At 59.8% G+C, this 12,343-nt stretch carries 13 protein-coding genes; 3 read left to right on the forward strand and 10 right to left on the reverse strand.

Translation table 11 applies throughout. From position 1 onward, the window contains the following. The first annotated feature begins 63 nt into the window (after positions 1-63). Together DMP17_RS13625 and DMP17_RS13630 are read left to right on the forward strand one after the other, a co-directional pair. Complete coding sequence (locus DMP17_RS13625) at positions 64-1,116, forward strand: hypothetical protein (RefSeq protein ID WP_337829621.1); 1,053 nt, start codon at positions 64-66, stop codon at positions 1,114-1,116. 73 nt (positions 1,117-1,189) lie between these two features. After that, entirely contained in the window at positions 1,190-2,008 is an 819-nt protein-coding gene (locus DMP17_RS13630) for a MipA/OmpV family protein (RefSeq protein WP_337829622.1), read from the forward strand. A 439-nt stretch (positions 2,009-2,447) separates the two neighbouring features. Here the strand turns inward: DMP17_RS13630 and DMP17_RS13635 are convergent, their stop codons facing one another. The 6 genes from DMP17_RS13635 to DMP17_RS13660 form a co-directional block, all read right to left on the reverse strand. After that, positions 2,448-3,521, reverse strand: a complete 1,074-nt coding sequence (locus DMP17_RS13635; RefSeq protein WP_337829623.1) for a potassium channel family protein — start codon at positions 3,519-3,521, stop codon at positions 2,448-2,450. 19 nt (positions 3,522-3,540) lie between these two features. After that, the gene (locus DMP17_RS13640; protein WP_337829624.1) at positions 3,541-4,611 is read right to left on the reverse strand and encodes an AI-2E family transporter; all 1,071 of its coding nucleotides are present in this window, start codon (positions 4,609-4,611) and stop codon (positions 3,541-3,543) included. Between the two features lie 131 nt (positions 4,612-4,742). Beyond that, positions 4,743-5,516, reverse strand: coding sequence for a 5'/3'-nucleotidase SurE (gene surE / locus DMP17_RS13645; RefSeq protein WP_337829625.1), 774 nt, complete (start codon positions 5,514-5,516; stop codon positions 4,743-4,745). 35 nt (positions 5,517-5,551) lie between these two features. Beyond that, positions 5,552-6,829, reverse strand: a complete 1,278-nt coding sequence (serS, locus tag DMP17_RS13650; protein WP_337829626.1) for a serine--tRNA ligase — start codon at positions 6,827-6,829, stop codon at positions 5,552-5,554. Between the two features lie 109 nt (positions 6,830-6,938). Then, positions 6,939-7,430, reverse strand: coding sequence for a DUF4112 domain-containing protein (locus DMP17_RS13655; RefSeq protein WP_337829627.1), 492 nt, complete (start codon positions 7,428-7,430; stop codon positions 6,939-6,941). Positions 7,431-7,472: 42 nt separating this feature from the next. Next, complete coding sequence (locus DMP17_RS13660) at positions 7,473-8,957, reverse strand: ABC transporter substrate-binding protein (protein ID WP_337829628.1); 1,485 nt, start codon at positions 8,955-8,957, stop codon at positions 7,473-7,475. 135 nt (positions 8,958-9,092) lie between these two features. Between DMP17_RS13660 and DMP17_RS13665 the strand changes: the two genes are divergently transcribed. Then, the gene (locus tag DMP17_RS13665; protein ID WP_337829629.1) at positions 9,093-10,115 is read left to right on the forward strand and encodes a L,D-transpeptidase; all 1,023 of its coding nucleotides are present in this window, start codon (positions 9,093-9,095) and stop codon (positions 10,113-10,115) included. Positions 10,116-10,254: 139 nt separating this feature from the next. Here DMP17_RS13665 and DMP17_RS13670 read toward each other — a convergent pair whose 3' ends face one another. The 4 genes from DMP17_RS13670 to DMP17_RS13685 all read right to left on the reverse strand — a co-directional run bounded on the left by DMP17_RS13670 (position 10,255) and on the right by DMP17_RS13685 (position 12,331). Continuing rightward, positions 10,255-10,497 carry a hypothetical protein gene (locus DMP17_RS13670; protein WP_337829630.1) on the reverse strand — a complete coding sequence of 81 codons (243 nt, stop codon included), beginning with the start codon at positions 10,495-10,497 and terminating at the stop codon, positions 10,255-10,257. Between the two features lie 20 nt (positions 10,498-10,517). After that, positions 10,518-10,727, reverse strand: coding sequence for a hypothetical protein (locus tag DMP17_RS13675; protein WP_337829631.1), 210 nt, complete (start codon positions 10,725-10,727; stop codon positions 10,518-10,520). A 350-nt stretch (positions 10,728-11,077) separates the two neighbouring features. After that, entirely contained in the window at positions 11,078-11,797 is a 720-nt protein-coding gene (locus DMP17_RS13680) for a PepSY domain-containing protein (RefSeq protein ID WP_337829632.1), read from the reverse strand. Between the two features lie 54 nt (positions 11,798-11,851). Further along, a complete protein-coding gene (locus tag DMP17_RS13685) occupies positions 11,852-12,331 on the reverse strand; it encodes a DUF305 domain-containing protein (protein ID WP_337829633.1) in 480 nt (159 codons plus the stop codon). Between the last annotated feature and the right edge of the window lie 12 nt (positions 12,332-12,343).

A 12,343-nucleotide genomic window follows, 5' to 3' on the forward strand; every position in this document is an offset into this window, starting at 1 on the left:
ACCCATAGCTTTCTTGTTTAGCGCGTGGCGTGCGATGATGCAAAATCATGCTATGCCTGTGTCATGGCCAATTTCATAGCGATTCGCGTAAAGGTCGGTAACGCATACCGGTTCGGTTTGTGCGGCGGGGCAGCGATGCTCTTGTTAGCAGGGTGTAAACCCGTGCCGTTAAACGAGCCTGCCAAAACGCCGGACAAGGATTACCGCCCCGCCATGACGCCGACGGTGCAGGATCTGGCGGTCGACCGTGCCCGTTTGCTGCGCGCTATGGCCGATGCGGCCAGCGCGGCAGCGAGTGGCACCGATGACAGCAGCGCGCAGGCGGCGCTGGAAGGACGGCAGTTCATCCTTAAAATGCCGATCGGGTGTGGCCCGCAAAGCAAAGAAGCGACTGGCTGGACTTATGATGCCGCGAGCCAGCGGCTGTTCCTTACCGCCAAGCCCGATATCGACTTGGCCGGGATGCAGGCCATCGGGCTGTTGCCCAAGCCGGATGCGGCGGACAAGGCGGGAGCGCCCGCTTCGGCTGGGGAGACCACCAAAGCGGCTGATACGCCGAAAGCCTCCGATAAAGTTGCGGACAAGGATAAGACGGCGGCGGAACGGCGACTTTCCGCCTCCGCTTTGGAGGTCGAGGCGGTCGATGGCTTCTGGGTGCCGCGCCCCTGGATGCTGGTCGATAGCTGTCCGGTGGTGACGGAAAGGCCTGCCGCTGTGCCGGAAGAAATGGCCGCCGATGATAAGAGCGCGGACAAAAACAAGGGTAAGGACAAGAGCGCAGTCCCCGAAACCGAGCCCGTCGCGGTGGCGACTGCACCCGTCCCCGCCTTTGGCATTGCGCATTTCTACACCGCGCGCGAGCCGCGCACCGGTCGGCGTGGGGGGCAGGCTTATACGATCACGCGGCGCATGACCGAAGGCGAACAATTTGATCCGGCCTCGCTGCGGCTCGTCATGCGCGGGCGCTTGGGGACCGGACCTTCGGGCAAGGTCATCCAATGCGCCATCCCCGATCCGGACCGGCATCCGCGCTGTATTATTTCAGCCACTTTTGACAGGGTGAGCTTTGAAAATGCAGACGGTTCCGTTATTTACGCCCAATGGGGCGGCGGCTGATGTAACTATCACGCAACCAATTGTTCCCCGAACCGTTGCAAACGGGATAATATGACAGATCGGGGACCAATTTATGACCATCACCAGCCGCCTGCTCGCCTGCACCGCTATCGGCCTTGTCGCCACGCCTGCTTGGGCGCAGGATAGCAGTCAAAGCGACACCGCGCCGCGCAAAAAATCGGACTATAATGTGATGATCGGCATTGGTCCCAAGACCAAGCCTTCCTACCCGGGCGCGGATGAAAACAAGATTATCCCGCTGCCGGTGGTCAATGTGTGGCGCGATAGCGAGCGGTTTCCCGTTTCGACCCCAGATGAAAATTTCGGCCTTGCGGTGATCGGCAAGCGCGGCCAGACCTCGTTCGGCCCCACCTTGGGCTTTGCCACCCAGCGCAAAGGCAAGGATGCTATCCAAGGCTTGTCCGATGTGAAATTCGGTATGGAGGCGGGCGCTTTTGCCGAAACCTATCTGGCCCCGATGTTCCGCCTGCGCGGCGAATTACGCCAAGGCATCGGCGCGCATAAGGCGCTCACCGGCGATGTCGCCGCCGACTTTGTGGTCCGCACAAGCGACGACAAGGTCACCGCCACCATCGGCCCGCGGATGCGTTGGGCGAGCGGCAAATATAACCGTGCTTTCTTCGGCGTCGATACCGCCGATGCGGCTGCCACCGGCCTCCCCTATTACCGCCCGCGCGGCGGGGTTTATGCCTATGGCGCGATGGCAGGTGCATATTATAATTTCAACCCGAGCTGGGGAATGTTCGGCTTTGCAGGCTATGACCGGCTGACCGGCGATGCCGCCAAAAGCCCGATCGTCACCCATATCGGCAGCCGCGACCAATATTCGGCAGGGATTGCAGTGACCTACCGGTTCAAAGTGAAGCGGTAGGGGGAGAGAGGGGGCTGGTCGCTCCGTTCCCGAGTTGTTGCTGTTATCGCGGTTATCACCATCTGCCCCGTCCCCAAATCCGTTAGTCCTGAGCCTGTCGAAGGACGGCTATCAGGATAGGGTGGTGTGATACTGAAAAGCGCCCTTCGACAAGCTCAGGGCTAACGGTTTTTGATGGGTTGATCGTTTTGCTCCCCTCGCTATGGCCATTATCCCGGTTACACCAACTGCCCCTTCCCCAAATCCGTTAGTCCTGAGCTTGTCGAAGGACGATTATCAGGGTTGGTTGGTGTGAGTCTTACCCCCGCCCTTCGACAAGCTCAGGGCTAACGGTTTTTTGTGGGGTGATTATTTATCGAAACAGGCTCAGGACTAGCGGGTAAAGAGGTGGTAGGTTCCTATATTTCAAACCCAACCTCACGCCTCACCCCCCACACCATCACACCCGCAATTCCGGATCCTGTCCCGGCACGATTTCGACAATCTTGTCCCCGGCTTGGAGCGCCTGTGCCTCGGCTTCCCAGAAACCGTAAGGGTTGCCGCCGCGATAGACGCGCACGCCCAATCCGCTTTTTATTGCGCTCATCGGCTTGCCGACTTCTGATGCATCGACCACGCGTTCATGCAGTTTGACGCGTCCTGTGACCGAACCCAGATCGGCCATATAGTCGGTAATATGTTCGCCTTCGACCGATCCGGCGAGGAGCAATCCGGCAAAATTGACCGGATTGATGACATTGGTTGCACCCGCCTGTCGTGCGAGCAATTCATTGTCGCGCGCGCGGATGACGACGCTGATCGGCACGGTCGGCGCCAAATGGCGCACGGTCAGCACCACAAGGATCGACGTATCATCGCGCCCGCTTGCGGCAATCACGCTGCGTGCATTGGCGATGCGGACATCTTCCAGATATTCATCGCGCGTGACATCGCCGCTCATCACCGTGCAGCCCAGATGGTGCGCACGCTGGAGCGCGTCTTCATCGCGGTCGATGATGACGATGCTGCGCGGATTGACGCCGCGTTCGATCAGTTCATGGACCGCTTCGCTGCCGGTTTCGCCGAACCCGCATACGACAATATGGTCCTGTAATGTTTTCTGGATCTTACCCATGCGCCATTTTTCCCATGTCCGCTTGATAACGAAATTATAAGCCGACCCCAAAAAGATCAGCACGACAAACACCCGGATCGGCGTCACGATGAGCGCGTCGAACAAGCGCGCGCGCGGCGTCACCGGGGCAATATCGCCATATCCCGTCGTGGTAATCGAGATCATGGTGAAATAGATGACATCTATGAAGCTGGTTTCGCCGTCATAGCTGTCGCGCAAGCCGTCGCGGTCGAGCCAATGGACCAGCACCGCAATGCTGACCAGCACCAGCACCGCCAGCACGCGCCAGGCAAGCTGGACCCATACCGGCGTCATCGACTTTTGCGACAAGGCGTGGAACGCGCGCGCGGGGCTGTCTTCGCTTATGCCGTCATTATCGGGTGCGCGTCCCGGCATCATAGTCCCCCCGTAACGCCCGTCATTGTGGCCCATGCTGTTCGTCAAGCACGTCATCGCGCGTGGTGATATTCCATGCCGCAACAAAGACGGCGGCTACCAGCGGACCGATGAGCACGCCGTTAAAGCCGAACAGGCTGATACCGCCCAAGGTCGTGACCAAAAGCAACCAGTCGGGAAGCCCGGTATCCTTGCCGACCAGCATCGGGCGCAGCACATTGTCGACCATGCTGATAACCCCGAAGCCCGCGACCAACAGGATAATCCCTTCGGTATAAGAGCCGGTCGCGAGCAGATAGATGGAGACGGGTAGCCAGATAATGCCGGTGCCGACCGCCGGGATGAGCGAGAACACGCCCATCAACACGCCCCATAACAAGGCTGCCTGTATCCCCAGCGCCCAGAAGATAACACCGCCCAACACGCCTTGCACGATTGCGACGATCAGGCTGCCTTTGATGGTGGCGCGCGCCATGCCCATAAATTTGTCGCTAATCTGCGATTTATGCTTGTCGGCGAGCGGCACCGCGCGGCGCAATTGCGCCATCAACCTGTCGCCGTCGCGCAGGAAGAAAAATACCAGATAGAGCATCACACTGATTTGCAGGAACATGCCGAGCGCGTTCGATCCAAAGGACACCAGCCGTCCGGCGAGTGTCTGGAAACTCCCTGCAATCATCGTGGACGCCGATTGCAGGCTTTCTTCGATGGTGCCCATGCCATTGCGTTGCAAAATGCCCTTGAACCAGCCGGGCATTGCATCATTGATGCTGTTGCCAATGGCCTGAATGTCGATTTCGCCGCGCTGCACCGAGGTGACAATATCGACCGCGTGATCGACCAATATCCCCATAATGCCGATGGCGGGCAAAATGATGATGGCAAGGATACCGATGGTGAAAAGCAGCGCATAAAGTGTGCGCCGCCGCGGCTTGTCATAGACGAGCTTGCGATAGGACGGCATCGCGACAATGGCGACAATCACCGCCCATAAAATAGCAGGATAGAAGGGCCAGCTAATCCAGATGAACGCGATGCTGACCACCGCCAGAAGCAGGATCATCGCCCAGCGGTCGCGTTCTTTCAATTCCATCGCCTGCCTCTTTATTTTCTTGTGGAGTTTCGCAACTCTACGCGCGAATGGCTTAGCGGTTTCCTGCAGGCTTATCGACCGCTATTTTTACGCACGGCCTTTATAAGGGGGGTGCGCGGACGAAATTTGGCTTATCGCCCGAACACATCGCGCAAGGCCGCGAGCGAGCCTTCATGGGTGAGGTCGAGATGGAGTGGGGTTACGGAAATATACCCATCGGCAATCGCTTCCAGATCGCTGTCATGCGCGGGCGTATGTTCGACCCCGTGAAGGCCGAACCAATAATAGCGGTAACCGCGCGGGTCGGTCCCTTCGACAATCGAACCGCGGCCATAATCATGGAAGCCCTGCCGCGCGACCTTGATGCCTTTGACCGCATCGGGATCGATGGCGGGGAAATTGATATTGACCAGCGTGCGAGGGGCAAAGGGCATATCGAGCAGCGGGCGCAGCACTTTTTCGCCCCAGCTCCGTGCGGCGGCAAAGGGAACATTGTCGCCCTGGCCTTCGCGCGAATAGACCTGGCTCAGCGCAATCGAACGGATGCCCGCAAGCGAGCCTTCCAGCGCCGCCGACACGGTGCCCGAATAGGTCACATCATCGCCCAGATTAGCGCCGCGATTGACGCCGGACAGGATGAGGTCGGGCTTTGCCTCCATCACCTTGCCGATGCCGAGCATGACCGCATCGGTCGGCGTGCCGGACACCGAATAATGCCGCTCGCCCATCTCGCCATGCTTGCGCACGCGCACGGGGCGCGACAGGGTCAGCGAATGGCCCGCGCCCGATTGTTCTTCGGCAGGCGCGACCACCCAAATGTCGTCGGACAGGCTGCGCGCAATCTCTTCCAGCACGCGCAAGCCCGGTGCATGGATGCCATCATCATTGGTGAGCAAAATACGCATGGGGCTTGGGCTTTCTATTCGGGAAAAATATGGCGTCAGGCGGGGGTCAGTGTGTCGATACCGCCCATATAAGACAAAAGTGCGGACGGCACGGTGACGCTGCCATCGGCTTGCTGGTAATTTTCAAGGATCGCCACCAAGGTGCGCCCGACCGCAAGGCCGGATCCGTTGAGCGTGTGGACAAATTGCGTCGCTTTTTCGCCTTCGGGGCGGAAGCGCGCGTTCATCCGGCGCGCTTGGAAATCTCCGCAATTGGAGCAGGAAGAAATTTCGCGATAGGCGTCCTGCCCCGGCAACCACACTTCAATATCATAGGTTTTGCGCGCAGTAAAACCCATATCGCCCGAACAGAGCAGCATTTTGCGGTAGGGCAGGTCCAGCTTCTGGAGGATCGCTTCGGCTGCGGCGGTCATGCGTTCATGTTCGGCGTCCGACTGGTCGGGGGTGGTGATCGACACCAGCTCGACCTTTTCAAACTGGTGCTGGCGGATATAGCCGCGCGTGTCGCGCCCCGCCGCCCCCGCTTCCGAGCGGAAACAGGGCGTGAGCGCGGTCATGCGGTCGGGGAGGGTGGTCGCATCCATGATGCTGTCGCGCACAATATTGGTGAGCGAGACTTCTGCTGTCGGGATGAGCCAGCGGCCATCGGTGGTCTGAAACAAATCTTCGGCAAATTTGGGAAGCTGGCCCGTGCCGAACACCGCTTCATCGCGCACCAGCAAGGGGACGGCGGTTTCGCTATAGCCCGCCTCTTGGGTTTGCGTATCGAGCATGAATTGGGCGAGCGCGCGCTGGAGTCGCGCCATTTGCCCCCGCAGCACGGTGAAACGTGCGCCCGACAGCTTGGCTCCCGCTTCAAAATCAAGGCCGAGTGCGGGGCCGAGATCGGCATGTTCTTTGGGCGTGAAATCAAAACTACGTGGCGTCCCCCATCGCGCGAGTTCGACATTGTCCGCCTCGTCCGCGCCTTGCGGCACATCGGCGGCGGGGATGTTGGGGAGGGCCGCAAGAAGGTCGTTCAACGCCTCGCCCAGCACGCGCTCCTTGTCGTCCAGTTCGGCAAGGCGGGTTTTCAAGGTTGCGACTTCGGCTTTGAGCGCGTCCGCTTTTTCCGCATCTTTCGCTGCCATAGCCGCGCCGATGGCTTTGGATGCTTCGTTGCGCCGCGCCTGCGCCTGCTGGTTTTCGGTGAGGACCGCGCGATAGTCGGCATCGAGCGCGACCAGTTTGGCCGCCTGCGGCTCCACTCCGCGCCGCGCAAGGCCTGCGTCAAAAGCGTCGGGATTTTCGCGAATGGATTTTATATCATGCATAATGGAATGCGCTATGCCGCTGGGGCGCGGTGGACGCAAGCGCAACCAGCAAAATGCATGGCCAATAGAGGCGGCCCCCTTACATAATTGAGAGAGGCGTTTGCCAGGATCAGAGCCGGTGGTCGATCCTGCGATTGATCGGCTCGACCGTGGCCGGCGCGTTGGGCGCTTGGTCGATGATGCGTGTGTGCGGGTGATGCTTGTCGAGATATTTTTTGATAATCTTCACATTCTTGCTGTTCGACTTGTAGAAAAAGTCGAACGCATCACCCACCGCCGGAACCGCGCCCAAGGCGGTATCAATCGCGATATGCCCCATCATGCGCCAGCGTTGCCATTTGGGCATCCCCAGATTTTTGGCTTCCCACACAATATAAGCGCCCATCGCGGCGGTAATGAAATCGCCAATGACCGGAATGAGGCCGACAATCGCGTCCAGCCCGATGCTCTGTTTGGTGCCGGGAATGGTGATGCTGCGTTCCAACAGCATTTCTAACGCCTCGACGCGGCGGCGGATCGACGCCGGATCCTTGGCCTGAAGCTGAAAAGCTTCTGCCATGCGATCATATTTCTCGGCATTTTTATCAGGGGTAACCGCCATGAAATTCTCACTCCCAGCACAGCGCGTTTATGACGCTTTTGTTTAGCTAGGTATGGTGGTCAGGCGATTCAATGGATGGCGCGCGCGCGGATTGGGTTTCAACGCATTACTGCGCGGCGATGTGACCGACCAGCGCAGCGGTTCGGCAAGCGGAATATAGCCGCCGGTTTCCATCAATATAGTCTCCGCCTCGCGCAGCAAAGCGGCTTTGGTCGCGGCATCTGGCGCGCGCATCGCTTCTTCGATCTTGGCGTCGGCGATGCTGTTGCACAGATTGCCGCGCGCGCAGGCAAGTTTGCGCACATACCAGAAAGGATCGCGCGACGGGGCAACCTCGTCGATGAGCCGCAAGTCGGCGGCGGAGGCGAACTTGACCTTTATCGCATCCAGTCCCACCACCCGCAAATCCGCGCGCAGGCTGGCGAACAAAAGGTCCGCGCCGGGGCCATCGGGGAGCGCGATGCGCAGCACCGGCTTGCGTTCCAGATCATCCGTTGCTGCGGCAATAATTGCGCGGGCATTGGCGATGCGGGCCGCTTCGTCGAGCGCGGCAAAGGCGGGAACGAGCGGCGCATAGGCCGGCTCCTGCTTGTCGAGAGGCGGGCGCAATGTCACCAGCGGCGTCCAGCTTGGCTCGCCCATCGCTTGCGTTAAAGCGGTGCGGCGGATCGCCATCGACAAAGCGCGGCGCACCTCGGCGCTTCCCAAAATGCCGTCATCATGGGTGATGAACAGGCCGAACATCCCTTCGGCGGGGTCAACGATGATGCGGTTATTGTCGATGCCGCTCGCGCTCAGCAACGGATAATCGGCAAAGCGGCCGCCGAGGATGACATCGGCTTCCTTATTCCTGTAGCGGGCGAGCGCCTGTGCGGCGCTGCGGGCGTGAAGATCCACGGGGCGGATCGCATCGCCTGCGGCTTGCGGCGCTTCTTCCGCATCCTCCGCTTTGGGGACGGCGAGCAGCAGCGCGCCTTTTTCAGGCGTTGCGCGCATCGGTCCCCATCCGCGCCCGTTGCGCAGCAAGGCCATATCCGGCTGGGCGAGAATTTCGAGGAGGTGCGGCAAGGGCTGGCGCAAGCGTATCTCGATCACCTGCGCGGTCATTGCGCGGATGGATTCCACCCCGCTAATCTCGCGCGCATAGCGGTTCTTGCTGCGCGGGCCGAATTGGGTGCGCAGCATGGCGGCGACCTGTCTGGTCGTCACTTGCGTGCCATCGGACCAATCCGCATCGCGCAGCCGGAAAATATAGCTAAGGCCATCATCGGTAACGACCCAGCGTTCGGCAAGGCCCGGCTCGATCTGCCCGTCGCCGTCAAACGATACCAGCCCTTGCGCGGTTGCCGACAGCAAAGCTTGCGCAACCGGCGAAGGGCGGCCTTGATCGGGGTTGCTCATCTTGAGATTGGTGCCGATGACCACGACACGCAAAGGGCCGTCATCGCTAAACAGGCCGCATCCGCCGACCATGCCCGTCGCGGCAAGGGCGAAAGCGAGCGGCAGGAGACGCGGGCGACGGGACATAAGGCTTGATGTAGCGGGGCTTGCCGGACGCGCCAACCCGTTAATGTGTTTTGATATGCGTCAAATCCTTGTCCGGCGCCTTATGCGAAGGGATTTGCGCGGGCAAACCATGCGCGCGGCGTTGAAGGGGGCATTATGCGGACGATTAGGCGGGTTTTTGCGGGGATAGCCTGTCTGGCTTTGGCCGCGCCGCTTTCGGCATGGGCAGCGCCCGCCTCTCCGCGCGCGGCGACGGTGCTGGAGGCGGCCAAGGCGTTGCAGCCCGGTCAATATATCTGGGCGCCCGATATTGCCCCGGACGGGCCGGTCCTTCTCATTGTCAGCCTCGCCAGCCAGCGCGCGACCCTTTACCGCAATGGCATCCCGATTGCGATTTCGACCATATCGAGCGGCAAGGACGGGCATGAAACCCCGACTGGCGTGTTCACCATCCTGCAGCGCCGCATCGACCATCGGTCCAACCTCTATAATAATGCGCCCATGCCTTATATGCAGCGGCTCACATGGAGCGGGGTTGCACTGCATGGCGGGGCCTTGCCGGGCTATCCCGCCTCGCATGGCTGTATCCGTTTGCCCCGGAAGTTTGCGCAGCTCCTCTATGGCGTGACCGCGCTCGGCATGACGGTGATTGTGACCCGCGACGCCGCCGTTCCCCATATTGCGCCCGACGCAAAGATGAAGCTTAAAGGCGGCGCGCTGCCCGAAGCGACCAATACAATGGCGTTCACGCCGCACTGGTCGCCCGAAAAAGCACCCGACGGCCCTGTCTCCATCGTCATCAGCACGCGCGACCGGCAGATGATGGTGCTGCGCAATGGTGTGGTGATCGGCGCAGGGCCGGTGGTGCTGGAAGATAAGATGGACGCAGCCTTACGCGGCACGACGCTATTTGTGTTGCGGGACGGGACAAAAGCAGGGGCAAATGCAGGGACACATAAATGGGTGCAGGTCGCCTTACCCGGTGCAATTGCGAGCGATGCGCCACTCGATCTTTTCCGTGGCGGCATCCGCCTTGACGATGCGTTGCGTGCCAAGGTCGAAAGCGTGCTGAAACCGGGGACGAGTGTCATTATCGCAGCGGATTCGCTCGATGCCGGTACGCTTGATGACAATCGCGTGCTGATGGAAGACGAAGAAGCAGCGCCGCCTAGCAATTAGGGGGCCGCTATCCCCTGTCTCATGATGATAGTGGTGCGGACGGCGGGACTTGAACCCGCATGAAGAATTCCTTCGACAGATTTTAAGTGGGACGAGACTACCGTAAGTATTTGAATAATGTAGCATTAATTTCCAATGGTCAAGAACTGTGTAAGGTTTTGTGTAAGTTTTCAACCTCAATCAATGGAATTTTTGGCTGCGGCGAAGCAATAATTCCCCTTCGTCCGGCTCCCCGTTGAGCAGGGATGTTTGCCTTCGAATACGCGAGATCATCAAGCAGGCTTGATCCGGGATGGGCGTGACCATCATCAACGGTGCCATGTCGCGCAATCGCGTCCACATGGGAGAGATTCTCGCTGGGGCAATGCGCGAGGGACAGCATCTGCCCCCCGCGCACGTTGCTTAATGGCGGCCCGATCCACCCTCGCCGTGACCGGCATGGTCAGCGCCGGTTTGCCCGGCCTGATCCTTGCAGCAGGCCATTTTGCCATGCTCGTCCTTCTTGCAGCAGCAGCATTCCTTTTCAGGGGCCGGTGCCGGAGCCGGATCGGCCGCGAAAGCGGCACTGGACATGGTGAGGGCAAGCAAGCCCAGGAGATACTTGGTTTTCATAATTTAAATCCTTTGAAATGTTGAAATGAGAGCGACGCGCTCGATGCGCGGCGGAGGGGTAGGAGGTTCGATCATTGAGCCTGCCAAGCGAGCGGCAGGCGGAATATCTGGCACTTGGACGAGCCAATATGCCGAAACATCGAACGCAACCGACTGAGCAGGTGACGCAATACAGTTGTGGCAGGCAAGCAACGCATCTTGTGATCGCCGCTGGTGTTTACCTTCGTCCTCACCGCTCATACCAATACAATCGGAAATGGCGGCGACCGATGATGCCGCAACGGGTTCCGCGCACAAAGGGGCTGCACGGAAAACAAGCGCAAACACCAGTAAGGACAGAGCAAACACTCTCATCGCACAGATCGCTTACGTCGAACGGGCCAGCGCATGATCAGCAGGATCGTGCCAGCGAGGCCCAAGATCAGCCCGCCGATGGCGACGGCCAGCAGCCACCAGGTGTTGAAGTCCTCGTGGTTCTTCCAGTCCATGATGTGCAGGCTCCAGAAGAAGTCGTAGAGCCGCCAGGTGCCGGTGCGAACGGCGTTGATTCTGCCGCTCTCCGCCGCAACGAAGACACTGGTGCGGTCGGTGTCGGCGAAGGCGATGCGCCAGGCTGGAAGCGCACCGCGATATTCGGGGCTTTCGGTGGTAACACGGCTCGGCTGTGATTTGGGCTTGTCTGCGCCCTTCCACGCAGCGCGCGCAATGCGGCTCGCCTGGACGGCATCGACGGACGGCAAAGCAGCGCCCGTGCGGGCGTCGAACAGGCGGACGCCCTTCGCGGTCGTGATTTCGGCAATCGCTCGCCCGTCAAGCATACGCAAGGTTACGGCTTCGACCGGCGCACCGGCCTGAGTGACCAGCATCGCTGGGGCAACCATCGGTGTGTTCGGCGGAACGGTTGCAATCGCCTCACGATCCACCAGATGTTCGCCGCGCACCTTGTCGATCGGCAGGAAGCTCATGATGACGCCGCTGGCGAACCAGATAAGGAGCTGCGCGCCGATCACCAGCGCCAGCCATTTGTGAACGCGGCTCGCGGCGAGGTGAACGCGCATGCGTCGCTTCATGCGCAGATGCTTTTGTCGTTGCTGTCGTTTCTGTTCACCGCCCCCTCCAGTCTACTACCTACGTCCGAGGATCGCTTCCATCTGCGCAATCTCTTCGCGCTGTGAACGAATGATGTTCGTGCACAGCGACGTGATCTCAGGATCGGTCAGCTTCGCTTGCTCACACATCAGCACCGCGCCTGAATGATGCGGGATCATCGACCGCAAAAACTGCGTGTCGCCGATAGTGGTCTGCGTGCGGATGAGTATAAAACTACCAAAAAAGACGATTAAAGAGACTGCAATCAGCGCACCGTTAACTGCTCTCGACGGAAACATGTGACGCATCGAAACGATCATCAGAAACACCATCGGCGCGACCATCATGAGCGTCATGTAGAACATATTCAGATTATTGTAGAAACTGGAAGTCCGATCGATCATCACGAACATCACGAGATACATGATCAGGCCACCGATCGCTGTCTGCAGCGCGAGGCTCCGGTAGCCACTGTTCATCGCCTGGGTGGCCTTGGCGTGGTTCTGCTGATCCATGATTTGTTCCCT

The organism is Pseudonocardia sp. TMWB2A (genome assembly GCF_017312135.1).

Coding starts and splice junctions, on each gene's coding strand:
- DMP17_RS13625 (WP_337829621.1), top strand. CDS start 64: ATGGCCAATTTCATAGCGATTCGCGTAAAGGTCGGTAACGCATACCGG.
- DMP17_RS13630 (WP_337829622.1), top strand. CDS start 1,190: ATGACCATCACCAGCCGCCTGCTCGCCTGCACCGCTATCGGCCTTGTC.
- DMP17_RS13635 (WP_337829623.1), bottom strand. CDS start 3,521: ATGATGCCGGGACGCGCACCCGATAATGACGGCATAAGCGAAGACAGC.
- DMP17_RS13640 (WP_337829624.1), bottom strand. CDS start 4,611: ATGGAATTGAAAGAACGCGACCGCTGGGCGATGATCCTGCTTCTGGCG.
- surE (WP_337829625.1), bottom strand. CDS start 5,516: ATGCGTATTTTGCTCACCAATGATGATGGCATCCATGCACCGGGCTTG.
- serS (WP_337829626.1), bottom strand. CDS start 6,829: ATGCATGATATAAAATCCATTCGCGAAAATCCCGACGCTTTTGACGCA.
- DMP17_RS13655 (WP_337829627.1), bottom strand. CDS start 7,430: ATGGCGGTTACCCCTGATAAAAATGCCGAGAAATATGATCGCATGGCA.
- DMP17_RS13660 (WP_337829628.1), bottom strand. CDS start 8,957: ATGTCCCGTCGCCCGCGTCTCCTGCCGCTCGCTTTCGCCCTTGCCGCG.
- DMP17_RS13665 (WP_337829629.1), top strand. CDS start 9,093: ATGCGGACGATTAGGCGGGTTTTTGCGGGGATAGCCTGTCTGGCTTTG.
- DMP17_RS13670 (WP_337829630.1), bottom strand. CDS start 10,497: ATGCTGTCCCTCGCGCATTGCCCCAGCGAGAATCTCTCCCATGTGGAC.
- DMP17_RS13675 (WP_337829631.1), bottom strand. CDS start 10,727: ATGAAAACCAAGTATCTCCTGGGCTTGCTTGCCCTCACCATGTCCAGT.
- DMP17_RS13680 (WP_337829632.1), bottom strand. CDS start 11,797: ATGAAGCGACGCATGCGCGTTCACCTCGCCGCGAGCCGCGTTCACAAA.
- DMP17_RS13685 (WP_337829633.1), bottom strand. CDS start 12,331: ATGGATCAGCAGAACCACGCCAAGGCCACCCAGGCGATGAACAGTGGC.